This window comes from Sediminibacterium sp., from assembly GCF_051860225.1.
In the GTDB taxonomy this organism is placed as follows: domain Bacteria; phylum Bacteroidota; class Bacteroidia; order Chitinophagales; family Chitinophagaceae; genus Sediminibacterium.
This window is the reverse complement of record NZ_JBHYEI010000001.1, coordinates 252,052-276,169: the sequence shown is the minus strand read 5'-3', so window position 1 is coordinate 276,169 and position 24,118 is coordinate 252,052. Positions and strand designations below refer to the sequence as shown.

Below are 24,118 nucleotides of genomic sequence, written 5' to 3'. Positions count from 1 at the left end.
CTAACCCCCGAAATGCGTAAACCAGAACAAAGAGAGCGAATCCCATCGAGGCCACCGCTTATATCACCGCTTCATGATGTAACAGACCAACCAATATGGTCGGTGATGATTGTTGTTGACAATACCTATTCTTTTTTGAATACAACTTTGTTGTCTGTTCTTGAAATGGACCAAGGATTAGGGGTAATGCAATTGATGGTAGTAGATGACGCAAGTGTGGATGGCGATGTTGAGCAACTAGTAAAAGATATTGGAAAAGGAAGAATTGGATATTTTAGACAGCCTAGCAAAGTTGGTAAGTTAAGAAATTTAGAAACCAGCATAAAACTATCGAGAGGGAAATACATCCATATTTTATATGGTGATAATTATGTATTACCAGGATTTTATGATGAAATCTCAGCTTTATTTAATGAGTTTCCAAGAGTTGGGGCTGCTTTCACAGAGTTTCAATATATCAACGAAAGAGGAACACCCATTTGGAAACACCAACCTTTGGCGAGTGAAAGAGGTCTTTTGAAAAATTGGGTAAGAACGATTGCATTAAAACAAAATGCAGAAATTTCTGCTATGGTAATTAAGCGCAGCACGTATGAAAAGTTAGGAAGCTATTTTGGTGCTGAGCATGGTGAGTTCTGGGAAATGACCGTTAGAATAGCTGCTCATGCCGAGTTGGCTTATGTGCCAAAAGTCCTGGCCAACTTTAGAATTCATGGAAAGGCCCTACACTCTGAAGCGCTTAAGTCTGGTAGGAATATTGAAGATGTTACTAAGATTATTGGAATCATTCGTGCGTACCTTCCATTAGAAATAAGAGATGAGGTAAACGCAAAATCTAAAAAGTACTTCTCTCAACATTTTGCGCAATTATCACATAAAGTATACCATGAACTCAATGATACAGGAGCTGCTTTGAAGCAAGCTTGGGGTGCATTGGTTTTAGATATCAATTGGGTATCGCTTAAATATGCACTACTACTTTTTTTTAAATACTTGATAGGTTATAAATCAATTCGCAAATGGATTGAAAAGGTTTCTTAAATCAAAACTGTGCTATAATTAATAGGACAATGTTTTGCTAACATTGCAGAAATACCACAATATTTATCCATAGATAATGAAACAGCACGTTTGAGTTTGTCTTCGTCTTCTGGGTTTATATCACAGTGATAAACTAAATCAATATGCGTAAATGTTTTTGGATGATCTTCTGTTTGATCAGCTTCAGCGGTAACTTCTAATTTGCTAAAAGTCACTTTCATTTTATTTAAAATTTCAATTACATCGATTGCGCTGCAACCACATAGTGATGCAAGTAATAAACGCTTAGGATTCATGCCACTATCTAATCCGCCATTTTCTTTACTGGTATCAATTCTTACTACATGACCATCTTCACCGGATGCATCAAATGCCAAAGCCTCTTTCCAACTTAAACTTACTTTCATATATTCTTTTTAATTTTTTTCAAATCAATTTTATTATTCAAAACAGCCTATTGTAATTGGGTTGCTACAAAATTCCAATCCACTAAATTGAACCAATTATTAATATAGTCAGGACGTTTATTCTGGTATTTTAAATAATAAGCGTGTTCCCAAACATCCAAGGCTAATAATGGTTTTCCTTTTAAAGTTGATATGTCCATTAATGGATTGTCTTGATTGGCCGTTGACCCGCATTTTAATATTCCGTCTGAAGACTGTATTAACCAGGCCCAGCCACTGCCAAACCTATTTTTTGCAGCATCGGAAAACTGTGTTTTAAAAGCTTCAAATGAACCAAATGATTGATTGATTAAAGACAATATTTTTCCAGATGGCATACTGCTTGTTCCGGGCTTCATGCATTTCCAAAAAAATTCATGATTGTAGTGACCACCCCCATTATTGCGCATTTTTACAGAATAATTACTGATATTTTGCATTAATGTTTCCAATGAAATCTCAGCTGTATTTACTTTTTCAGCTAAACAGGCATCTGCTAAATTTTTTGCATAACTAGCTGCATGTTTACTATAATGGATTTCCATTGTAATAGCATCAATAAAGGGTTCTAATGCATTGTATGCATAAGGTAACGGTTGTTGTTGATAAGGGTTATTGTTGGCAGCTGATGCCAGTTTGGGTAAAATACTCATGCCAATACCTGCCGCGAGAGTTGCTTTGCTACTGTTCTTTAAGAACAATCGTCTATTGTACTTGTGCATGTTACTTTGTTTTTGATTTTTTAAAGGTAGCCAAAAATTTACGCAGCCCTTTAAAATTTCGATAGTAGAATTCTTGGTTAAAAAGCTGTGAATCGTGCATGGCTTTGTAAATTAAAAAGGCACTTATAGGAACTAAAATAAAAGTGCTAAGCCACATTCCAATTAAGGCATTCGTCTGTCCTGAGCGAACAAATTTTTCTCCAAACGTATTCAGTAAATGAAATAATACAAAAAACACTATCGCAAAAACCATCGGCGTCCCCAATCCCCCTTTTCTAATAATTGATCCTAGTGGTGCACCTATTAAAAACATGACTAAACAAGCAACAGATAAAGTGAATTTTTTGTGCCATTCTATTTCATGCAATTGCATGGATAAATATTTTGTTTTATAATCTTCGGCCATTACGCTAACTGACCCTTTTACAGTTGCTAATTGATTAGCAGCAGCATCAATGATTTGCACATTTAAACTATCTGGTAATAGTTTGGATGGTTTCACTTTTGGTAAAGGTTTTAAAATCTTTACCCAGCCAGTATCTGAATATCTACTGAAGCGTAAGTATGGGCTAATTTCGAGCTTTGCTTTTTTAGCGTAAAAAGTATCAATATGGTCTAAAGAATCTATTGCCGAATTTAACTGACGAATACTTAACATTTTTGGGTCATAAAATGCAGAGTCTTCTGTTTTATTCATTTGAAAACTCTTTAAGTCAAATACCTTTTTATATTCCTTAAATCCCATTCGAGTAAACTCTGTTTCTACTACCCCCCTTGGCCCTTTCTCTTGATATCTCCAGCCATCTTTTAAAATAAATTCTAAAAATTGTTTGTCTTTCGATACACGCATGACGCCACTCTTGGCTACCATAATATTATCTTGTAAATAAAATCCTTTTTCAAAAATGACTACATCATGAATGATGCTATCATTTTTCTCTTTTTTACCAAGTTTAATAATAAACCCATCTATTTTATCGTAAAAAACCCCTTCTTTAATATCAATAGATGGTTTAGAAACGATGATATCATACTTAAGTGCCGACAATTTCAATTGCGTAACTGGAATAATATTATTAGCAAATAAGAATGCAATTCCACAAACAAAAAAGGTAAAAATAAGTAGTGGACGCATAAAACGAGTTAGCGAAATCCCCGCTGCTTTTATGGCCACTAATTCAAACTTTTCACCCAGGTTTCCAAATGTCATAATAGACGAAAACAACAAGGCGAGAGGTAAAGCCATGGGGACCCAAAATAATGCCACCAATCCCACTAATTTTAAAACGGTAACTAAGTCTAGTCCCTTTCCTACTAAGTCATCAATATATAACCAAAAGAACTGCATAGTCAACACAAATAATGAAATAGCAAATGCAGCTATGAATGGACCTATAAAAGATCGAATTATTAGTATATCTAGTTTTTTTATCACGATGCTGGCTTAATATTGCTATATGAGCGCTGCAAAAGTAACACTTTCGCCAAAGGAACTGGAATTGGTTAGTAATGCCGATTGGATTTTAACAAAGAACCATATTATTCAGAAGGTTTATGAACTATTTGGTTCACTGGCCAATGAATATAGGGATGCCTATATGCTTCAAGATGATTTTGCTGAAAATCCGGTTTTTGCCATTTCTCCAAAGATCTCAAAAGGGGAACAATATCAAATGCTGCCCTATGTAATGTTAGATTTTCCTAGGTATTTTACTGAAACAGATATTTTTGCCATTAGGACCTTTTTCTGGTGGGGCAACCATTGCAGCATTCATTTGATTTTAAAGGGAAAATTTTTGGCTCAATACGGACCGTCTATAGACCGTTATTTTCAACTCTATGGCAAATATGGCTTTGAAACCAAAGACTGGTTTTTTAGTGTGGCAAATGATCCATGGCAGCATCATTTTGAAAAAGATAATTATGCTTCTATACAAGATTGGAATGGGTACAGTGTAACATTATTACCTTTTTTAAAATTGGCAAAAAAAATCCCACTCGAAGAATGGGATGATATAGAAAACTTTATGATAAGCAATTTTAAAAAAATGCTATCGATTCTAACAGATTATTAAGAACCTAATCTGTGGAATAGTTCTTTGGTTTGGTAGCCCCAAAGTTGGCTTTGGTCTTTAATCTCACTCTTTTCAGCGAAATCTTTAATCACTAAAACGGTTTGATTAGAAATCTCCGTTTTTTCAATTTTAAACTCAAAATATTCGTTCTTATCGCTGTGTAACCAACGGAATCGAATGAATTTATTTTCTTCTTTATCCAACACTTCCGCTTTTTCAGGAACACCACCGTCCCATGAAAAACTATAGACATTTTCCCACTCATCCACTTTGTCGGCAAACCATTCCTGCAAGCCTGCAGGAGACGCCAAAAACTCATACAATATAACGGGAGAACATCTTACCGGAAATTCTAATGTAAATAGTTGCTTCTTACTCATTATTTCTCTTTTACCATCTAGGTAGGTGCAATGATATTAAATAATACCTATTACCCAAATGTTTTTTTACAAAATTCAAAAATTACCCGTATAAAAGTTTGTATAAAAGAACTATTTATTGCCTAAATGCTTTGTTATCAAATTGTTATCAAATTATTTTTAAAAAACTGAGGAAAATGTTAAATTAGGTAAGTTCATTATTTACCAAACTTAATCTAGTTGTTATGGGTATGCGCCAACTCAAAATAACCAAGTCGATCACCAATCGTGAGTCGCAAAGTCTAGAAAAGTATTTACAAGAAATTGGTAAAGTTGATTTGATTGAACCAGAGGAGGAAGTTCGTTTAGCCCTTAAAATTAGAGAGGGTGATACCAAGTCACTTGATCGTTTAGTAAAAGCAAATCTTCGATTTGTGGTATCAGTGGCAAAACAGTACCAGAATCAAGGGCTAACCTTGCCTGATTTAATTAATGAGGGTAATTTAGGGTTGATCAAAGCCGCTATGCGTTTTGATGAAACCAAAGGATTCAGGTTTATTTCCTATGCAGTTTGGTGGATTAGGCAAAGTATTCTTCAATCCTTAGCTGAGCAAAGTAGAATAGTGAGATTGCCCCTCAATAAAGTTGGTTTATCCAATAAGATAAGCAAAGCATATCAACAGTTAGAACAGGAATATGAAAGGGAGCCAACACCACAGGAAATTGCCGATTTATTAGAAATGCCTCTTGAAGATGTTACAGCAACAATGAAAGCAGGATTTAAGCATGTAAGCATGGATTCGCCCATTGCTGAAGGGGAAGATATTAGTTTAATTGACTTATTAGAAAATACCAACGAAGCAAAAACAGATGAAAAATTAGCATACCATGAATCCCTTCATGTTGAAATTGAAAGGAGTTTAGGTACATTAACTGATAGACAAAAAAAAGTGCTTTGCTTTTTCTTTGGAATTGGGGTAGATCAAGCACTCAGTTTAGAAGATATAGGTACTCGATTTAATCTTACTAGAGAGCGCGTGAGACAAATCAAAGACAAAGCCATCAACAAATTACGTTCTGCAAACAGAGCCAGACAACTGCGTTATTATTTAGGATAAATTTTATAATATGAAAATAAGGAATGCGCGCAAATTCCACAAGCTAGTATATTTGCACCTCGTTCATCAATAAGTGGGTAATCATGTTTCAGAATTTATCAGAAAAACTAGAGTCGGCGTTTAAGAACCTCAAGGGGGAAGCAAGAATTAATGAACTCAATATTGCCAATACGGTGAAAGATATCCGTAGGGCTTTATTAGACGCCGATGTCAACTTTAAAATTGCCAAAGAATTTACAGATAAAGTAAAAGACAAAGCAGTAGGTGCAAAAGTGCTGAATGCCATAAGTCCAGGGCAGTTAATGGTGAAAATTGTTCAGGATGAACTGACTGAATTAATGGGTGGCCAAGAAGCTGTTTTTGAAATAGAAGGCCGACCTGCTGTCATTTTAATTGCCGGTTTACAGGGTAGTGGTAAAACCACTTTCACAGGTAAATTAGCCAATTATCTAAAGACCAAAAAGGGCAAAAGTCCAATGGTAGTAGCTGCAGATATTTATAGACCTGCGGCTATAGATCAGTTAACGGTATTGGCTGAACAAATTGGGGTAAGTATTTACAGCGAACGGGAGAATAAAGATGCAGTAGCCATTGCATTAAACGCCATCAAAGAAGCAAAGGCAACCAATAAGAACGTGGTCATCATAGATACTGCTGGTCGTTTGGCCATTGACGAGGTAATGATGAATGAAGTAGCTAATATTAAGGCGGCTGTTAATCCTTCAGAAATATTATTTGTAGTAGACTCGATGACGGGACAGGATGCAGTAAATACGGCTAAAGCATTCAATGATCGCTTAGATTTTACAGGAGTAGTTTTAACCAAATTAGATGGGGATACTAGAGGTGGTGCGGCCCTTTCTATTAAATACACGGTAGATAAGCCAATCAAGTTTGTCAGCAGTGGAGAGAAAATGGAAACCTTGGATGTGTTTTATCCGGAGAGGATGGCACAACGAATTTTGGGGATGGGGGATATTACCACTTTGGTAGAAAAAGCGCAGGCTCAATTTAATGAAGCTGAAGCAAAAAAATTGGAAAAGAAAATTCGTAAAAATCAATTTGATTTTCAAGATTTTTTAGACCAATTACAGCAGATTAAGAAAATGGGTAACCTAAAAGACTTGATGGGTATGATTCCAGGGGTAGGTAAAGCGGTAAAAGATATAGACATAAAAGACGATGCCTTTAAGGGGATTGAAGCCATGATTAGTTCAATGACCCCTTTCGAGCGCGCCAACCCCGACAGCCTTACTCCATCCAGACGTGCCAGAATTGCTAAAGGTGCTGGAAAAGATTTAACGGAAGTGAACGCATTCATGAAACAGTTTGAACAAATGAAACAAATGATGAAAATGATGAATAATATGCCAATGGGGGGGCGTTTCCCAGGCATGAAACGTTAATCTTTGGAAATTTATCTAGAATGATGTAGTTTTGCGCTCCCGGTTTCAACCGGAATTAACCCTATTTAATAACGCCTTTAAATTTCTATTTAACATGGCAGTAAAAATGAGACTTCAAAGACACGGAAGTAAAAAGCGTCCTTTCTACTTTATAGTAGTAGCTGATGCTCGTGCACCAAGAGATGGTAAGTTTATCCAAAAAATTGGTACTTACAATCCGTTAACAGTTCCTGCAAGCATTCAATTAGATCGTCAAAAAGCTTTAGAGTGGCTTAACAAAGGTGCTCAGCCAACAGACACTGTTCGCAGAATCCTTTCTTTCAAAGGAGTATTGTACCTAAAACACTTATTACGCGGTGTTAAATTAGGACTGTTTGATGATGCAACTGCAATGACTAAATTCCAAGAGTGGCATGCTACCCATGAGGAAAATAACGCTCGCAGAAACAGTGAACACAAAAGCAAGCAAAGTGCTAAAAGAGCTTATGTTCCTGTAGTTAAGAAAGTAGAAGAAAAGCAAGAAGAGTCTGCTGCTCCAGCTGAAGAATCAGCTCCTGCAGAAGCTTAATTGTATGATTCATACATCTGTAAGAGGGTCCGGTTTTCCGGGCCCTTTTTCTTTATCCTTATTCATTAGTAACTTGCGTGCATGAAGGATTATATTCATATTGGGAAATTAGTAGCCGTTTTTGGAGTAAAGGGCGAATTGATTTTAAAACATTCATTAGGTAAAAAAACCAATTTAAAAGAAGCTTCTGCCATTTTTGTGGAGGAGACAAAAGGTTCTTATATTCCTTATTTTGTAGAAACTGCGAAAGCAAAAGACGCGGAAGAAACTTTCCTTAAGTTAGAAGGTATTTATAGTAAGGAAGCTGCAGCAAGATTTACCGCAAAACCAGTTTGGTTATTAGATGCAGACTTTAGAAAGCTTGCTGGTAAAGATGCACCCATCTCCTTATTGGGCTATGAAGTAATCACAGATGAGGAGGAAAATTTAGGCCCTATTGAAGAAGTTATTGAACAACCCCATCAAGTATTGTTGCGCGTTACTTTAGAAGGAAATGAGGCATTAATACCACTGCATGCAGAAACATTAGATAAGATAGACCGGGTTGCAAAAAAAGTATATGTTACTTTACCTGATGGGTTGTTAGATATTTACAGGGGATTATAACAGACTATCAGTTCAAAGTACGATATTGGTATAGACCATGCACTCTCCTCAACGATATATTGCTCACTTAGATCTTGACTCTTTTTTTGTGAGTGTAGAAATGTTAAATGATCCTACTTTAAAAGGGAAAGCAGTTATAGTGGGCGGCAGTGCTGATAGGGGTGTGGTAACTACTTGTAGTTATGAAGCACGCAAATTTGGCGTTAGAAGTGCTATGCCCATGAAAACAGCGATGAAGCTTTGTCCACATGCTATTTTAGTGAGAGGTACACGAGGAGAATACAGCAGGTATTCTAGATGGGTGACAAATATTATTGCCGCCAAAGCGCCCTTGTTTGAAAAAGCATCTATTGATGAATTTTTTATTGATCTGACAGGGATGGATAAATTTTTTGATCCATATAAATGGACCATTGATTTGCGAAATGAAATAACGGAGACCACAGGATTGCCTATTTCATTTGGATTGGCTAGCAATAAGATGGTTGCAAAAATTGCTACAGATGAAGCAAAGCCCAATGGTTATTTATTTGTACAGCCTGGAATGGAAAAAGCTTTCTTGGCTCCTTTACCCGTCAATAAGTTTTCTGGTGTTGGCGATTCGATGCATGCTAAGCTCAATCAAATGGGCATCTATACGATAGAACAATTGAGCAATACTCCCATTGCCTTATTAGAAAAAGTGCTAGGAAAATCAGGGGCAGATCTTTGGAAAAAATCTCAGGGATTACATGATGGAGTTGTTCAGCCATATCATGAATCAAAATCTATTTCTACTGAAAACACATTTGAAGAAAATAAAACCGATGAAGGATTTTTATTGAGTGAGCTAGTAAGAATGACCGAAAAAGTGGCCTATGAATTAAGACAAGATGGTAAGTTAGCGGGTTGTATTGCTGTTAAAATACGTTATCCCAATTTTGATACTACTTCAAAACAAGCTTCCATCAGTTACACATTACGCGATGACGAACTCATACCTGTTGCAATAGATTTGTTTCATAAACTTTACCAAAAAGGCCAGCCTATTCGATTATTAGGTGTTCGTTTATCTGAACTTACTTCTCATGTATTACAAGGCTCTTTGTTTGATGAATCTGATAAAAAAGGTAGTTTATATAAAGCCATTGATGCCGTTAAAAATAAGTTTGGTAAATCTGCTTTACAAAAAGCCAGATCGGTAAGATCTCCTGAAAAGGATGGTTCAGCTAAAGGATAATTTATTAGTCTACTACTTTGGTAGGAAATTACTATATTAGCAACTTAAATGAATTACTATGGCTTTAAGACTTGGCGATATCGCTCCCAATTTTGCTGCAGAAACCAGTATAGGTCCAATAGATTTTTATGAATACTTGGGAAACAGTTGGGGTGTTTTGTTTTCTCATCCAGCCGACTATACACCTGTTTGCACAACTGAGTTAGGAAGAACTGCTGCTTTAAAAGATGCATTTGAAAAACGCAATGTAAAAGTGTTGGCATTAAGTGTAGATAGTTTAGAAAAACATGCAGGATGGATTGGAGACATCAATGAAACCCAACACACGCAGGTTGATTTTCCCATCATTGCAGATGAAGATAGAAGCATTGCTCATGCTTATGATATGATTCATCCCAATGCCTCAGAAACTTTTACTGTTCGTTCTTTGTTTATTATAGGGCCAGACAAAAAAGTGAAATTAATGATTACTTATCCCGCTTCTACTGGAAGAAACTTTAATGAAGTATTGCGGGTAATTGATTCTTTGCAGCTAACCGCGCAATATAGTGTTGCTACTCCAGCAGATTGGAAAGAAGGAGAGGATGTGATTGTAGTGCCTGCTGTGAGTACAGCTGATGCTATTCAACGATTCCCCAAAGGAGTAACTGTAGTTAAACCTTATTTGCGTTATACTCCTCAGCCCAATAAATAACCAAAATTGGTTATCTTACTGAAAATCCTTTTATGCGTAAATACTTTTTGGCGGCAATTTTATTAATCGGCAATTCTGTAATTGCACAACGAACACTCATTCATTGCGGTCAATTAATTGATGTAAAAACGTCTACTCAACTGTCTGCAATGACCATCGTTGTGGAAGGAAATAAAATTGTTGAAGTGCAAAAAGGGTATACTGCTGCAACAGCTGGTAGCACTGTGATAGATTTAAAGAAGTTAACCGTGATGCCCGGTTTAATTGATATGCATGTACATTTAGAATCGGAAACCGGCCCAGCTAGTTATTTAAATGGGTTTACGTTTAACCCAGCAGACTATGCATTTCAATCGGTCATGTTTGCAGAAAAAACCTTGATGAGTGGATTCACTGCCGTTAGAGATTTAGGAGGTACCAATGTCAATATTGCATTACGTAATGCCATCAATAAAGGATGGATTGTTGGCCCTCGCGTTTATACTGCAGGTAAGTCTTTGGCTTCTACTGGCGGACATGCTGATCCCACCAATAACTATAGAAAAGACCTAATGGGTGATCCTGGTCCTAGAGAAGGAGTGGTGAACAGTGTAGAAGACGCGGCAAAAGCAGTTCGTCAGCGTTACAAAGATGGAGCAGACCTAATAAAAATTACAGCAACTGGCGGTGTATTAAGCATGGCTAAAGACGGGAGTGGAGCACAATTTAGTATCGATGAAATAAAAGCGATTGTTCAAACGGCAAATGATTATGGATTTAAAGTTGCTGCTCATGCGCATGGTGCTGAAGGTATGAAAAGAGCTGTGTTAGGTGGAGTTCATTCAATAGAACATGGAAGTTATATGACTGAAGAAGTCATGGACTTAATGAAAGAAAAAGGAACCTATTTGGTTCCAACTATTGTAGCTGGTAAGTCTACGGCAGATTCTGCAAAAAAGCCTGGCTACTATCCAGATATTGTAAAAGCCAAAGCTTTAGTGATTGGAAATTTTATTCAAGGCACATTTGCAATAGCCTATAAACGAGGTGTTAAAATTGCTTTTGGTACAGATGCTGGTGTGTATGCACATGGGAAAAATTGGCTAGAATTTCAATATATGACCGAAGTTGGTATGCCTATTTTAGAAGCCATTAAATGTGCTACCGTAAATGCGGCTGACTTATTAGGCGATGATTCAATCGGTAGTATTGAAAAAGGCAAAATGGCCGATATCATTGCGGTGGATGGTAATCCGCAACAAGATGTAAGTAGTATGGGCAGGGTACAATTTGTAATGAAAGGAGGCAAAGTTTTTAAACAATAAATTTACCCCTTCCATTTTTTTAATTGTTGCAATAGTGCTCGCAAATCTTTAGGCAAAGGCGCTTCTAGTTGATAAGCAATTTCATTATAAGTAAAATTCAATTGAAAAGAATGCAGCGCCAATCTTGATAAAATGGGCTTTTCCTCTTCAGCAACTTTTGCCAGCTTAAAATTCTTTTTGATAGAAGAAAGCAAAATGGGTTTTGCATCTCCATATATTTCATCGCACACAATGCTATGTCCTATATGCTGCATATGCACCCTAATTTGATGAGTTCTACCGGTATGTATTTGAAAACGCACCCATGAAAACAATCTGAATTGTTCTACCACTTCATAGTCGGTTAAAGATGGTTTCCCTTTTACATGGGTCATCATTTTAGTGGTTTTACCTGGGTGTTCCATTATTGGAGCATCTATGCTTCCACTGGTATTCATCATTTGACCATTTACTAAACCCAGGTAAAATTTTTCCATTTCCCTACTTTCAAAAAGTTGTGAGAGGGCTTTGTGAGATTCCTCGTGTTTAGCAAAAATGATAATGCCACTGGTATCTCTGTCTAAACGATGGACTGTATAAATATTCCCATAGCGTTGTTTTAATAAGTCTTTTAACGACTTTTCTACACCCATTCTATCTGGAATACTTAATAAGCCGGATGGTTTGTTAACTGCAACAAAATCGGCTGTTTCTACTATGATATGAATACTCATGCGTTGGCTTCTGTCTTGTTTTTTCTAAGAAAAGATTTGTTCATGAACTTTAGCAATCGCACTTCTTTGTCGTTTAAAAAACGCCATTTGCTTCGCTCTACATTCTTCTTGGTAAGGTTGGCAAACATTACTCGATCTAGTGCTTTAACATCGTAACCTAAATGCTCAAAAATTCTTCGTACAATTCTATTTCTGCCGCTATGAATTTCTATGCCTACTACATTCTTACTCTTGCTATCGGCATATCCTACTGAATCTGCTGCAACAAATCCATCTTCTAAAGTGATACCACTTACAATGGAATCTAGGTCTTTCTTTGTAACAGGTTTATCTAATGTTACTTCGTAAATTTTCTTTACTTCAAATGAAGGATGCGTCAACTTTTGCGCCAATTCTCCATCATTGGTTAGCAACAAAACGCCTGTAGTATTTCTATCTAATCTTCCCACAGGATATACCCTTTCAGGTGTAGCACCTTTGATTAAATCAAGCACTGTTTTTCTTCCTTGAGGGTCACTTGCAGTGGTTAAATAATCTTTGGGTTTATTCAATAAAATATAAACGGAATTTCTTTGTAAAAAAATGGGCTTGCCTTTCACTAAAATTTTATCGGCCTGTGAAACTTTGTAACCAGGTTCAAAAATTTTATCGCCATTTACGGTTACTTTTCCTTCTTTCACTAATTCTGCTGCTTCCCTTCTTCCACAAACACCTGAATGGGCAACATATTTATTAAGGGGGATTAAAGACTCTCTGGTGGTAGCTTCTTTTTTATCGGCATCCATTGGATTACCTGGATAAGTTGCTTTTGCTGGTTTACCCGCCTTATTGGATGTGCTGCCGCCTTTCTCATTTTTAAATGCTTTATATGAACCTGCTGCAGGTTTTGCTGAGCCAGCTGCTGCTGGTCTTCCAGCTTTTGGTGGCGCCGCAACTTTTTTGGAATCTATGTATTCTTCGCCACGTGCTTTCGCTTTTTTTCTTGCCCTCATTTCTTCACCAGCTGCTCTTGCATCTGCTTTATTCTTTCTCTTTTCTTGGCGATAGGCTTCTTTAATGGCTGCACCTTTTTTCTTTTCGGCAAACTTGCTGAAGTTGTCTGTACGTTTTTGCATTTTGTTGATTTGCTGTTTTACAACAGGATTTATTATTAAATATATTTTATGTTAGCCTTTATTTGCTAATTGACCACATGCAGCATCAATATCTTTACCCCTACTTCTTCTTAATCTTGCATTTACTTTATTTGCAGCAAGAATATCCATGAATATTTGGGTGTCTTCCTCGTCGGGTTTGGTAAATTTAAACGCATCAATACTATTGTATTCAATGATATTGATTAAATCTGCTGGTATTTGTCTAAATACTTTGGTTAACTCTTCTGCATCTTTTGCAGAGTCGTTTAGGTTTTTAAACAAAATATATTCAAGGGTAATTTCATTACCCGTTTTCTTATAAAAATAATTTAATGCCTCTGTTAAAACCTTGATATTATTGGTTTCATTGATGGGCATAATTTGATTGCGCTTGGCATCATTGGGTGCATGTAAAGACAATGCCAATTTAAATTTGACTTGATCGTCTCCGAGCATTCTAATTTGTTTGGCAACACCAGCCGTAGAAACAGTGATTCTTCTAGGGCTCATGAACAACCCATCTTTTGCAGAAATGCGTTCGATGGCTTTTAACACATTATTATAATTGAGTAATGGTTCGCCCATTCCCATGAATACGATATTGGTTAATTTTTTTTCGAATACCTGTTCACTCTGTTGGTTTATCAATACTACTTGGTCAACAATTTCATCGTAAGTCAAATTTCTTTTCCGCTCCATATAGCCCGTTGCACAAAACTTACAACTTAAACTGCAACCAATTTGAGAAGATACACAAGCAGTTTTTCTATCGTCTGTAGGAATCAATACCCCCTCAATTAAGTGGCCATCAAAAGTTTTAAATCTACTTTTAACGGTTCCATCATTACTGTATTGGGTTGCATCTACACGTAAAGCCGGCAGGGAAAAATCGGCAGCCATTTTAGTCCGCAGTTCTTTGCTAAGATTACTCATATCATCAAAACTGTGGGCATGCTTTTGCCATATCCATTCCTGCACCTGTTTGATTCTAAATTTTTTTTCGCCAATACTTTCGAAGTAAGTTTCCAAATCTTGTTGACTTTGGTGGCGAATATTGGGTAAAGAGGCACTCATTCTGCAAAGATAACTTATATCTTGCAGCCTCAACCATTCTATATGAGTAAAGCTTGCTATATCATTGATGCAGTGCGTACGCCAATTGGGCGTTTTGGCGGAAAACTGAGTTCGGTAAGACCAGATGATCTCTTGGCTACTGTCATTCGATCTTTGGTAGAACGCCATCCCAGCATAGATCCTACGGCCATAGAAGATGTAATTGCCGGAGCGGCCAATCAGGCTGGAGAAGACAATAGAAATGTAGCCAGAATGGCTGCCTTATTAGCTGGATTACCCACAACAGTGGCTGGTACCACTGTAAATAGGCTTTGTGCAAGTGGATTACAGGCCATTATGGATGCTGCAAGAGCCATTCAATGTGGAGAAGGTTTATTATACATAGCCGGTGGGGTAGAAAGCATGACTAGGGCTCCATTTGTAACGGCCAAAGCAGATGCTGCCTGGAGTAGAAAAGTAGAAACTTATGATACCAGTTTTGGATGGCGTTTTATCAATCCTAAATTGTCTGCAATATATCATCCTTACACAATGGGTGAAACCGCAGAAAATGTGGCAAAAACATGGGGAATTAGTAGAGAAGAACAGGATCAATTTGCGTTTAATTCTCAAGAAAAGTATTTTGCTGCAGAAGCTGCTGGTTTATGGAACGATGAAATAGTGGCCGTAGAAATGTTAGTTGATCGAATGGTAAGCTGGGTGAATAAAGATGAACATCCTCGGAAAACAAGTTTAGACAAACTGGCTACCTTAAAACCAGCGTTTATTAAAGAGGGAACAGTAACTGCGGGAAATGCTTCTGGAATTAATGATGGGGCGGCTGCAGTATTGTTGGCAAGCGAAGAAGCGGTTAAATTGTTTAACCTTCAACCCATTGCTCGTATTAGTAGTATGGCTGTTGCTGGCGTAGACCCCGCTATCATGGGTATCGGTCCTGTTCCAGCATCGCAAAAAGCATTGAAAAGAGCTGGGTTACAGATTAGCCAATTGGGTTTGGTAGAATTAAATGAAGCTTTTGCTTCGCAAAGCATTGCTTGTATGAGAGACCTTGGCTTACCTGAATCAATCGTTAATGTAAATGGCGGTGCTATTGCATTAGGACACCCATTGGGCTGTTCGGGGGCGCGTATTTCGGCAACTTTGCTCCACCAGATGCATAGAACTCAAACAAAATATGGACTAGCAACCATGTGTGTGGGGGTAGGACAGGGGGCGGCCATTATTTATGAAGGCCTTTAATAAAGCTTAATTGTGATAAAAGGTTTGAACCATTATTTCCGAATTGCGTAATTTGTATTACATAAAATGTTTTTGACAATGAAAAAAATGCTTTTGTTCACTCTCATGTTGGTTGGATTTATAAGCGCTACCAACGCACAAACAGATACAACCGTAAATCAATTAGTTGGTAAATACAAATTTGCGGAGGGAAGTCCTGTCTCCGAAGTTACTGTTGTATTAGAAAACGGCGTATTAATGATGAACTCTCAAGCTGGTTCTTCCACATTAGAAAAGTCTGCTGAAGATGTTTACGTAATCACTCAATTTCAGGGAACTGCAAAGTTTACTCGTGACGGAAATAAGAAAGTGACAGGAGTAACTATCTTAGCCATGGGTTATGAGTTGGTGGGTACAAAAGAGCCCAGCTCAACTTATTTTTTGTCCGCTAAAAAAGTTGTGTTGTCAGCTCCTGTTGTAAAATAGTTTTCTGCTCTCCGGTTACAATATTTTTTATAATACAAGTTCCTTCTGTTAATTCGGTACTGCCGATGATGACAACAAAAGGAACTTGTTTTTTTTCTGCATATTTGAATTGTTTATCAAACTTGCTTTGCTCATGGTACAATTCAGTGGCAATACCAGTTTCGCGAAGTGCTTGCATCAAGTTAAAAGCCTTTTTGCTTTCTTCAATACCCAAGTTAAAGAACAATACTTTGGTTCCTTTTTGTACTGCTTCAGGAAATAATTGTAGTTCTTCTATCACGTCATAAATTCTATCTACGCCAAAACTGATTCCAACCCCAGGAATATTCGGAACACCAAATAAACCAGTTAAATCATCGTAGCGTCCACCGCCCCCAATACTTCCCATTTGTGCGCCAATGGCTTTGATTTCAAATATCACACCCGTGTAATAATTCAAGCCTCTTGCCAAAGTAAAATCAACTAATAATTTGGAACTGTATTTGTCGGAGTGATAGGCTATAATATATTCCAATTCTTCAATGCCTTTTATAGCGGTAGGATTGTTTCCCATCAACTGTTTTAGTTGCTCAATTTTTACTTCATTGGCTCCATCAATAGATAGGTATTTTTCAATAATGGATATTTGAGCCTGGTTAATTCCTCTTTGTAATAATTCTTCTTTAACTTTTTCAATTCCTATTTTATCCAATTTATCAATAGCAACTGTAATAGGTACTAGTAAATCTTGACTACCACATAATTCTGCTAAACCTGCTAATATTTTTCGACTATTGATTCTAATTTCTACCGGCAAATTCAAGCGTTCAAAAACAGTGGCGTATATTGCAGTCAGCTCAACTTCATTTAATAAACTATTACTACCTACCACATCCGCATCACATTGGTAGAATTCTCGGTATCTTCCTTTTTGAGGTCTGTCTGCTCTCCAAACTGGTTGAATTTGGTATCTTTTATAAGGCATGGTTAATTGACCAAAATTCATAGCAACAAAGCGGGCAAATGGTATGGTTAAATCGTAACGAAGTGCCCGCTCTGTAATCCCCTTGGTATTTTTACCTTCCAGCACTTTATTAAAATCGGCTACAATTTGTTCTTGTTTGGCTGGGTTGTCTAATCCGTTATTGAGTATTTTAAAAATCAATTTATCTCCCTCTTCGCCATATTTGCCCATTAGGGTATCTAGATTTTCCATTGCAGGAGTTTCTAATGGCTGAAATCCATACAATTCAAAAACAGTTCGTATAGTTTGAAAAATATAATTACGTTTTTGTACAACGGCGGCATTGAAATCTCTGGTTCCTTGGGGTATAGCTGGTTTGTTGCTCATAAGGCCGCAAATTTAACGTTTGTGTGGTAATTATCCTTTAGCTATCCTTTGAGGTCTTATTTCGAGCGGTTTTTGGCTAACAGTCATTAGTTTAAAAGTAAATTTTAAGGAAAGTTTTTATGGATTTTTAATTTTCGGGCATCTCACGTAAAATATTTACTAAATTGCCCATCCCGTAAAGTGATTGTATGGAAAATACGTTAAGAGAAAGAAACCAAAAACGGTACAGTGTCTTTAGAAGGATCTATGATATTTCTATGTCGATATTGTTTTTGGGTGTTGGATTGGCGGTGTTTTTTATAGAAAAATTGGGAATGGATTTGGTGTTTACTGCAGAACCGATTTACCGTAATTTGTTTGGTAGTATCTGTTTACTGTATGGCGCATTCAGATTGTATAGAGGCATAAAGCAAGATTATTAGTTATGATGAAGTGTAGTTGGGTTAGTTGCTTGTTGTTTGCTTTGCTCTTTGTTTCTTGTGATTCTAAAGAATCAAAAAATGCTATTCAAGATAATACCGAAGAGGGAACGATTCGTATAAGTGTAGACGAAAGCTTTAAGCCTGTAATTGAAGAGCAGCTTAAAGTGCATCGGTCTTCATTTCCTAAAGCTAATATCATTGCATCGTACAAGTCAGAAGCAGATTGCTTTCGTGATTTGCAAAACGACAGTACGCGAATGATTATTGTTGCTAGAGGATTAGACGAAAAAGAAGCAGCATTTTATAAATCCACCTTATCTTACAATCCGCAGTATGCAGAATTGGCTTATGATGCGGTAGCTTTAATTGTTAACAACAATGCAACTGACAGCATATTTACATTCGAAGATGTAAAAGATATTTTGAGTGGCAAGCATAATATTACTGCAGTAATGGATGGAAAATCTGCTACAAGTACGGTTCGATATTTAAAAGACAGTGTGTTGAAAGGTGGAAATTTTGGAACCAATGTAGTAGCTGCGAATAGTAGTAAAGAAGTAATTGAAATAGTTACTTCAAGGACGGATGTGATTGGGTTTGTTGGGATGAGTTGGATCGGTGATTCATACGACGAACAACAACAAGCATATTTGAAAAAAATTAGATTGGCTAGGGTAGAGTGTACGGCCTGTTTAGAAAAAGGCATGTTTGCAAAACCTTCTCAATCAACCATAACTTATGGCCAGTACCCTTTGGCACGGCCTTTGTTTTATGTGTTAAAAGAGAATCATGCTGGTTTAGGAACTGGGTTCATGAATTTCATGAGTTTAGAAAGAGGACAATTAATATTTCGAAGATCTTTTTTAGCTCCGGCTAAAATGGCTTTTCATAAAAGACAGGGTAGTATAAAATAGGAATAACAAAACAACTATAAAAAAGAGAGAACATGAAGAAGTCTGTTGCTTTGATGTTTGCAGCTGTATTTGCTGTACAGTGCTTAACGGCACAAGTTGCCGAAGGCATAAAGCTGTTGCATTATGAAAAAAACAAGAGTGCAAAAGAAGTACTGCAAAAAAACTATGATGCCAATTCAAAAGACCCTCAAGCCATTTATTGGTTAGGTCAAGCATTTCTAGCCGGCAACGGTATTGAAGTGTCTAAGGAAGATGTGGCTGCTGCAAAAGCGTTATATCAAAAAGGTTTACAAGAATTGGGCAGTGATGCTTGGTTGTTAGTTGGAATGGGTCATGTAGAATTACGCGAAGGTGGAGACCTTAACTCAGCTAAGCAAAAGTTTGAACAAGCTATTACTGCAACCACTGAAACAAAAGGAAAAAACAAAGGAAAGCCTAACGCTGGAATCCTTACTGCCATTGGTCGTGCCAATGCTGATGGAGATAGTAAAATGGGTGATCCTATGTATGGTATAGACAAGCTAAAGCAAGCTGCAGCTATTGATTTGGTAAACCCAGATATTTATATCTACATGGGTATTAGCTATCAGAAATTGGGTGGTGAAAATGGAGGAGAAGCCGTAAAAGCTTACACAGAAGCCATTTCGCGTGATCCTAAGAGCGCATTAGCTATGTTTAGAATTGGTATTATCTACAAGAGCCAAAACAATGAGGAGTTGTTTAACCAATATTTTGATAATGCTAAAACAGCAGATCCAGCATTTCCTCCTGTATATTATGCATTGTATCTATATTATTCTGAAAAAGATGTTACCAGAGCTAAGGGTTATTTAGATCAATATGTTCAAACTGCTGATAAGGATTCAAGAAATGAATTGTATCAAGCAGATTATTTATTCCGTGCGGGTAAATATGACGAGTCTTTAGCAAAAGCCAAAGAACTAGATGCTGCAGTTGGTTTAAAAGCTGTTCCAAGATTAGGAGTGGTGTATGCTTATAACTATTTAAGGAAAGGAGATTCTTTGTCTTCTAAAAAATACATTGAAGAATTTCTTGCAACTGCACCTGCTACTGAGGTACAGGCTTCTGATTACAAATTAGGAGTTGAAGTGTTAACCAAGTTTCCTGGAAGTGAGGCGGTAGCAGCAAGCTATATTGAGAAAGCCTTAATGGTAGATACCGTTAAAGCCAATCAAATTGCCCTGATTAATGCTGCAGCCGATATGTTTGGTAAAGCAAAATCTTATAATGCACAACTCAACTGGATGAAGCGTGTCAACTGGATGAAGCGTGGTATGCAAATGAAAGGTGAATTAACCGAATTTGATCATTACAAGTTGACTTCTTCTGCTTTCAATGCGAAAGCATATAGCCAAGTAATCGAGTTTGCTAAACCCTATATGGCTGCTCATCCTGAAAAGCCACAACCATATAGCTTCTTTAAAAGAGCTACCATGGCTTTAGGAACTGATACCGCTTTAATCATTAGTAATTTGGATTATTTGGATTCGGTTTACGCAAAAGTAGATTTAGAAAAACATAGAAAAGCTATTTTCTTAGATGAATACTTTAAGATAAATTACTATGTGAACTTGTTTAATGAAATCAAAAAGCGTCCAGACTTTAAGGTTACGACTAAAGGAGAAAAATCACCAGCAGTTGAAGAATTTTTAGCTACTTGTCAAAAAGCAATAGCTGTTGCAGATAAAATGTTGGTTTTATATCCTACAGCTGGTGAGGAAAACAACAAATTTGCACAAGATGTAAAAGCTACAATTCAGAAAAATATTGATTATTACTCTAATCCTGGTGCAAAAGGCAATGCTGCTGGCGCTAAAACTGGTAGCTAAGTACTTGCTTTAAAATTAACTTAAAGAAAAAGCTCCTCAAATTGAGGAGTTTTTCTTTTATATCTATTACTAGCGTATTTTTGCGGACTTAAACAGAGCTATGAGTACTTTATACACTTTGTTAGACGCTAGTGCTTCCAATTCGGCATCTAATTATCTGCCAATTGCGATTCAGTTAATTTTTGCTGCAGGTTTTGTGGCTACCATGATTGGAATTTCCTCTTGGGTAGGTCCAAAGCGTAAAACTGCGGATAAATTAGAAAACTTTACCAGTGGTATTGAATCACATGGTAATGCTCGTCAGCCCATGGCAATCAAGTACTTTCTGGTAGCCATCTTATTTGTTCTTTTTGATGTAGAAGTTATTTTCTTTTATCCGTATGCGGTTAATTTCCGTGAGCTTGGATGGAATGGATTCCTTGCTGTGGTGATGTTTGTAGGATTTTTCTTGATTGGATTCACCTATATCATTAAAAAAGGTGCATTAAAGTGGGAAGATTAAACCGAACTAAATGTTGCGGTATCTGTTTGATTAATCAATAGGTCTTAAACTTTTAATATAAAGGAATATGTCACGTCCAGTTAGATATAATATTCATCCGATAGAGGCAAATATTGCTGATTCTGTTACTTATGTTGATGCACCTGATGGCTATGGTGGTGATGGATTTTTTACCACTAAATTGAGTGATGTGGTGGGTTTGGCGCGTAAGAATTCACTTTGGCCAATGCCTTATGCAACTTCTTGCTGCGGTATTGAATTTATGGCAACAGCTGCTTCTCACTACGATTTATCTCGTTTTGGCGCTGAAAGAATGAGCCACTCACCTCGTCAGTGCGATTTATTAATGGTGATGGGAACCATCGCTAAAAAAATGGGACCAGTTCTACGTCAAGTATATTTGCAAATGGCAGAACCACGTTGGGTGATTGCGGTTGGGGCATGCGCATCTAGTGGGGGTATATTTGATACTTATAGTGTATTGCAAGGAATTGATCAGGTAATTCCGGTAGATGTTTATGTTCCAGGATGTCCTCCTAGGCCTGAAGCTATTTTAGATGGATTCATGAAGATTCAGGAATTAGTGGGTCAAGAAAGTATCAGAAGAAGAAATAGCGATCATTATAAAGCATTATTGAACGGTTACGGAATACAATAGTATATGGCAATTAGCAACGAATATATTCAGCAAAAACTAACTGAAAAGTTTGGAGACCAGGTCTTCAACTTTGAAGACACTTATGGTATGCTTTGCTTTGAGGCACCCAAAGAGCTAAATCTAAAAGTATTGCAATACTTGTATGATGAGCCTAGTTTAAGCTTTCAATTCTTAACTGATTTGTGTGCAGTAAACTATCCTGAAAGCACTAACAGGGAATTAGCGGTAGTTTATCATTTACACAATCTAGTAGAAAATACCCGTCTTCGTTTCAAAGTATTTACCCCTGTTGCTACACCTGATGTTTTTACAGCAACTCAGTTATTCTCTTCTGCCAATTGGATGGAGAGAGAAACCTATGATTTTTTTGGGGTCAATTTTGTGGGGCATCCCAATCTAAAGCGCATTCTAAATGTGGATGAGATGGATTATTTCCCCCTAAGAAAAGAATACCCTCTTGAAGATCAAACCAGAATTGACAAGGACGACGAAATGTTTGGACGCGGATAAAAATAAAAATATGAGTGATCATAATATAACATTAGCAGAAGACGCCATTGAGCGGAAAACCACTACCATCAACTTAGGACCTACCCATCCGGCAACGCATGGGGTATTCCAAAATATTATGGAGTTAGATGGTGAAAGGGTTGTTTCTAGTGAACAAACCGTAGGCTATATTCATCGCGCTTTTGAAAAGTTGGCAGAGAGAAGGCCACTCTATCAAATCACACCAATTACCGATCGCTTGAATTATTGTAGCAGCCCCATTAACAATATGGGATGGCACTTAACCTGCGAAAAATTATTAGGTGTTCAAACGCCAAAGCGAGTAGATTACTTGCGTGTGATAATTATGGAGTTGGCTAGAATTGCCGATCACTTAATTTGTAATTCTATTGTGGGTGTTGATGCTGGAGCTTTTACTGGCTTTTTGTATGTAATGCAATACCGTGAATTAATTTATGAAATATATGAAGAAGTATGTGGGTCCCGTCTTACTACTAATATTGGGCGTATTGGCGGCTTTGAAAGGAATTTCACAAATACAGCGTTTACGAAACTCGAGAAATTCTTAAAAGAATACCCTGTTGCCTTGGGTGAGTTAGAGAGTCTTTTAACACGTAACAGAATTTTTATGGAACGCACGATTGGCGGTGGTCCTATCAGTGCCGAACGCGCACTAAATTATGGATTTACTGGTCCAAATTTACGTGCTGCTGGGGTAGATTATGATGTGCGTGTACATAGCCCATACAGTAGCTACGAAGATTTTGATTTTGAGATTCCTGTTGGTAAAACTGGCGATAACTATGATCGTTTCTTAGTTCGTAATCAAGAAATGTGGCAGAGTATGCGAATCATACAACAGGCTTACAATAAAATACAAGAGTTTAAAGGTGCAGAAGCCGAAATATACCATGCGGATGTTCCTGAATACTATTTGCCAAAGAAGGAAGATGTGTACACTAAAATGGAAGCATTGATTTGGCATTTCAAAATAATTATGGGTGAGGTAGATATGCCTAAGGGAGAAGTCTATCAATCTGTGGAAGGGGGTAATGGAGAGTTAGGTTTCTATATGATTAGTGATGGAGGAAGAACTCCTTTTAGATTGCATTTCCGCAGGCCTTGTTTTATTTACTATCAGGCATATCCTGAGTTGGTAAAAAACAGTATGTTATCGGATGCCATTTTAACCATGAGTAGTTTAAACCTGATTGCAGGTGAATTGGATGCATAATAATTTGACCGTATGAGTAAGTTTAATGATGAACAACTGAAAGAGTTTAGCCGCTTGGTGGCTCGCTATCCCGAAGGCAAACAAAAAAGTGCTTTACTACCTGTATTGCATTTAGCACAAGATAGCTTTGGTGGTTGGTTGAGTGCCGAAACCATGGATTATGTTGCAGAACTCTTGCAGATTAGTCCTATTGAAGTGTACGAGGTTGCTACTTTTTACAGTATGTATAATCTAAAGCCAATTGGTAAGCATTTATTTGAAGTTTGTCAAACAGGCCCTTGTATGATTAATGGGTCGGATGATATTATAGAATATATCGGTACCAAATTGGGCATCAAACCAGGGGAAACTACTACAGATGGTATGTTCACCTTAAAAACGGTGGAATGCCTTGGTGCTTGTGGTTATGCGCCAATGATGCAATTAGGTAAACATTATCGGGAGCATTTGACCAAAGAAAAAGTTGACGCCATTATTGATGAGTGCAGAAAAAATGCTGCCATAAATAATTAA

At 37.1% G+C, this 24,118-nt stretch carries 27 protein-coding genes; 19 read left to right on the top strand and 8 right to left on the bottom strand.

Annotation, left to right across the window (positions count from 1 at the left end; all coding sequences use genetic code 11):
* The first annotated feature begins 12 nt into the window (after nt 1–12).
* Nucleotides 13–1,041: a glycosyltransferase family 2 protein gene (locus ACTIEI_RS01055; protein WP_439504420.1), complete on the top strand. Its 1,029-nt coding sequence runs from the start codon at nt 13–15 to the stop codon at nt 1,039–1,041.
* Here the strand turns inward: ACTIEI_RS01055 and ACTIEI_RS01050 are convergent.
* Genes ACTIEI_RS01050 through ACTIEI_RS01040 form a run of 3 tightly spaced genes read right to left on the bottom strand, consistent with a single transcriptional unit; the run spans nt 1,038 to nt 3,644 of the window.
* The gene (locus ACTIEI_RS01050; RefSeq protein WP_439504419.1) at nt 1,038–1,448 is read right to left on the bottom strand and encodes an OsmC family protein; all 411 of its coding nucleotides are present in this window, start codon (nt 1,446–1,448) and stop codon (nt 1,038–1,040) included. The genes ACTIEI_RS01055 and ACTIEI_RS01050 overlap by 4 nt on opposite strands.
* A gap of 47 nt (nt 1,449–1,495) precedes the next feature.
* Nucleotides 1,496–2,209, bottom strand: a complete 714-nt coding sequence (locus tag ACTIEI_RS01045; protein WP_439504418.1) for a superoxide dismutase — start codon at nt 2,207–2,209, stop codon at nt 1,496–1,498.
* Between the two features lies 1 nt (nt 2,210).
* Nucleotides 2,211–3,644, bottom strand: a complete 1,434-nt coding sequence (locus ACTIEI_RS01040; protein WP_439504417.1) for an LptF/LptG family permease — start codon at nt 3,642–3,644, stop codon at nt 2,211–2,213.
* Between the two features lie 22 nt (nt 3,645–3,666).
* On the opposite strand from ACTIEI_RS01040, the gene ACTIEI_RS01035 reads away from it, so the two are divergent.
* Nucleotides 3,667–4,284, top strand: coding sequence for a hypothetical protein (locus ACTIEI_RS01035; RefSeq protein ID WP_439504416.1), 618 nt, complete (start codon nt 3,667–3,669; stop codon nt 4,282–4,284).
* Here ACTIEI_RS01035 and ACTIEI_RS01030 read toward each other — a convergent pair.
* Nucleotides 4,281–4,664, bottom strand: coding sequence for an START-like domain-containing protein (locus ACTIEI_RS01030; protein WP_439504415.1), 384 nt, complete (start codon nt 4,662–4,664; stop codon nt 4,281–4,283). The two genes, ACTIEI_RS01035 and ACTIEI_RS01030, sit on opposite strands and share 4 nt — an antisense overlap.
* A gap of 230 nt (nt 4,665–4,894) precedes the next feature.
* On the opposite strand from ACTIEI_RS01030, the gene ACTIEI_RS01025 reads away from it, so the two are divergent.
* The 7 genes from ACTIEI_RS01025 (at nt 4,895) to ACTIEI_RS00995 (ending at nt 11,558) form a co-directional block, all read left to right on the top strand.
* Entirely contained in the window at nt 4,895–5,761 is an 867-nt protein-coding gene (locus tag ACTIEI_RS01025) for a sigma-70 family RNA polymerase sigma factor (RefSeq protein WP_439504414.1), read from the top strand.
* An 83-nt stretch (nt 5,762–5,844) separates the two neighbouring features.
* On the top strand, nt 5,845–7,167 hold the full coding sequence (ffh, locus tag ACTIEI_RS01020; RefSeq protein ID WP_439504413.1) for a signal recognition particle protein: 1,323 nt from the start codon (nt 5,845–5,847) through the stop codon (nt 7,165–7,167).
* Nucleotides 7,168–7,261: 94 nt separating this feature from the next.
* On the top strand, nt 7,262–7,735 hold the full coding sequence (rpsP, locus tag ACTIEI_RS01015) for a 30S ribosomal protein S16 (protein ID WP_439504412.1): 474 nt from the start codon (nt 7,262–7,264) through the stop codon (nt 7,733–7,735).
* An 81-nt stretch (nt 7,736–7,816) separates the two neighbouring features.
* The gene (rimM, locus tag ACTIEI_RS01010; protein ID WP_439504411.1) at nt 7,817–8,341 is read left to right on the top strand and encodes a ribosome maturation factor RimM; all 525 of its coding nucleotides are present in this window, start codon (nt 7,817–7,819) and stop codon (nt 8,339–8,341) included.
* A 37-nt stretch (nt 8,342–8,378) separates the two neighbouring features.
* Complete coding sequence (dinB, locus tag ACTIEI_RS01005; protein ID WP_439504410.1) at nt 8,379–9,560, top strand: DNA polymerase IV; 1,182 nt, start codon at nt 8,379–8,381, stop codon at nt 9,558–9,560.
* A gap of 58 nt (nt 9,561–9,618) precedes the next feature.
* Entirely contained in the window at nt 9,619–10,254 is a 636-nt protein-coding gene (locus tag ACTIEI_RS01000; protein WP_439504409.1) for a peroxiredoxin, read from the top strand.
* 32 nt (nt 10,255–10,286) lie between these two features.
* Entirely contained in the window at nt 10,287–11,558 is a 1,272-nt protein-coding gene (locus tag ACTIEI_RS00995) for an amidohydrolase family protein (RefSeq protein ID WP_439504408.1), read from the top strand.
* Between the two features lie 2 nt (nt 11,559–11,560).
* Here the strand turns inward: ACTIEI_RS00995 and ACTIEI_RS00990 are convergent, their stop codons facing one another.
* The 3 genes from ACTIEI_RS00990 to rlmN are packed head-to-tail and all read right to left on the bottom strand — an operon-like array spanning nt 11,561 to nt 14,481.
* Nucleotides 11,561–12,271, bottom strand: a complete 711-nt coding sequence (locus ACTIEI_RS00990) for an RluA family pseudouridine synthase (protein ID WP_439504407.1) — start codon at nt 12,269–12,271, stop codon at nt 11,561–11,563.
* The gene (locus ACTIEI_RS00985) at nt 12,268–13,386 is read right to left on the bottom strand and encodes a pseudouridine synthase (RefSeq protein WP_439504406.1); all 1,119 of its coding nucleotides are present in this window, start codon (nt 13,384–13,386) and stop codon (nt 12,268–12,270) included. The genes ACTIEI_RS00990 and ACTIEI_RS00985 overlap by 4 nt, the downstream gene beginning before the upstream one ends.
* A gap of 51 nt (nt 13,387–13,437) precedes the next feature.
* Nucleotides 13,438–14,481 carry a 23S rRNA (adenine(2503)-C(2))-methyltransferase RlmN gene (rlmN, locus tag ACTIEI_RS00980; RefSeq protein ID WP_439504405.1) on the bottom strand — a complete coding sequence of 348 codons (1,044 nt, stop codon included), beginning with the start codon at nt 14,479–14,481 and terminating at the stop codon, nt 13,438–13,440.
* Nucleotides 14,482–14,523: 42 nt separating this feature from the next.
* Here rlmN and ACTIEI_RS00975 point away from each other — a divergent pair, with 42 nt between their 5' ends.
* Together ACTIEI_RS00975 and ACTIEI_RS00970 are read left to right on the top strand one after the other, a co-directional pair.
* The gene (locus tag ACTIEI_RS00975) at nt 14,524–15,720 is read left to right on the top strand and encodes an acetyl-CoA C-acyltransferase (RefSeq protein WP_439504404.1); all 1,197 of its coding nucleotides are present in this window, start codon (nt 14,524–14,526) and stop codon (nt 15,718–15,720) included.
* Nucleotides 15,721–15,798: 78 nt separating this feature from the next.
* A complete protein-coding gene (locus ACTIEI_RS00970; RefSeq protein ID WP_439504403.1) occupies nt 15,799–16,185 on the top strand; it encodes a hypothetical protein in 387 nt (128 codons plus the stop codon).
* Here ACTIEI_RS00970 and hisS read toward each other — a convergent pair.
* Entirely contained in the window at nt 16,148–17,515 is a 1,368-nt protein-coding gene (gene hisS / locus ACTIEI_RS00965) for a histidine--tRNA ligase (RefSeq protein WP_439504402.1), read from the bottom strand. The genes ACTIEI_RS00970 and hisS overlap by 38 nt on opposite strands.
* Nucleotides 17,516–17,703: 188 nt before the next feature.
* Here hisS and ACTIEI_RS00960 point away from each other — a divergent pair, with 188 nt between their 5' ends.
* From ACTIEI_RS00960 to ACTIEI_RS00925, 8 genes are all read left to right on the top strand, one after another.
* Nucleotides 17,704–17,937 (top strand): hypothetical protein, encoded by a 234-nt coding sequence (locus tag ACTIEI_RS00960; protein ID WP_439504401.1) that lies wholly within the window; start codon nt 17,704–17,706, stop codon nt 17,935–17,937.
* A gap of 2 nt (nt 17,938–17,939) precedes the next feature.
* Nucleotides 17,940–18,851, top strand: a complete 912-nt coding sequence (locus tag ACTIEI_RS00955; protein ID WP_439504400.1) for a PstS family phosphate ABC transporter substrate-binding protein — start codon at nt 17,940–17,942, stop codon at nt 18,849–18,851.
* 32 nt (nt 18,852–18,883) lie between these two features.
* Nucleotides 18,884–20,701 carry a tetratricopeptide repeat protein gene (locus tag ACTIEI_RS00950; RefSeq protein WP_439504399.1) on the top strand — a complete coding sequence of 606 codons (1,818 nt, stop codon included), beginning with the start codon at nt 18,884–18,886 and terminating at the stop codon, nt 20,699–20,701.
* Between the two features lie 100 nt (nt 20,702–20,801).
* Nucleotides 20,802–21,203 (top strand): NADH-quinone oxidoreductase subunit A, encoded by a 402-nt coding sequence (locus ACTIEI_RS00945; protein ID WP_439504398.1) that lies wholly within the window; start codon nt 20,802–20,804, stop codon nt 21,201–21,203.
* 67 nt (nt 21,204–21,270) lie between these two features.
* Nucleotides 21,271–21,861, top strand: a complete 591-nt coding sequence (locus tag ACTIEI_RS00940) for an NADH-quinone oxidoreductase subunit B (protein ID WP_295188770.1) — start codon at nt 21,271–21,273, stop codon at nt 21,859–21,861.
* A 3-nt stretch (nt 21,862–21,864) separates the two neighbouring features.
* On the top strand, nt 21,865–22,371 hold the full coding sequence (locus tag ACTIEI_RS00935) for an NADH-quinone oxidoreductase subunit C (RefSeq protein ID WP_439504397.1): 507 nt from the start codon (nt 21,865–21,867) through the stop codon (nt 22,369–22,371).
* A 10-nt stretch (nt 22,372–22,381) separates the two neighbouring features.
* Nucleotides 22,382–23,605, top strand: coding sequence for an NADH-quinone oxidoreductase subunit D (locus ACTIEI_RS00930; protein WP_439504396.1), 1,224 nt, complete (start codon nt 22,382–22,384; stop codon nt 23,603–23,605).
* A 12-nt stretch (nt 23,606–23,617) separates the two neighbouring features.
* On the top strand, nt 23,618–24,118 hold the full coding sequence (locus ACTIEI_RS00925) for an NADH-quinone oxidoreductase subunit NuoE family protein (protein ID WP_439504395.1): 501 nt from the start codon (nt 23,618–23,620) through the stop codon (nt 24,116–24,118).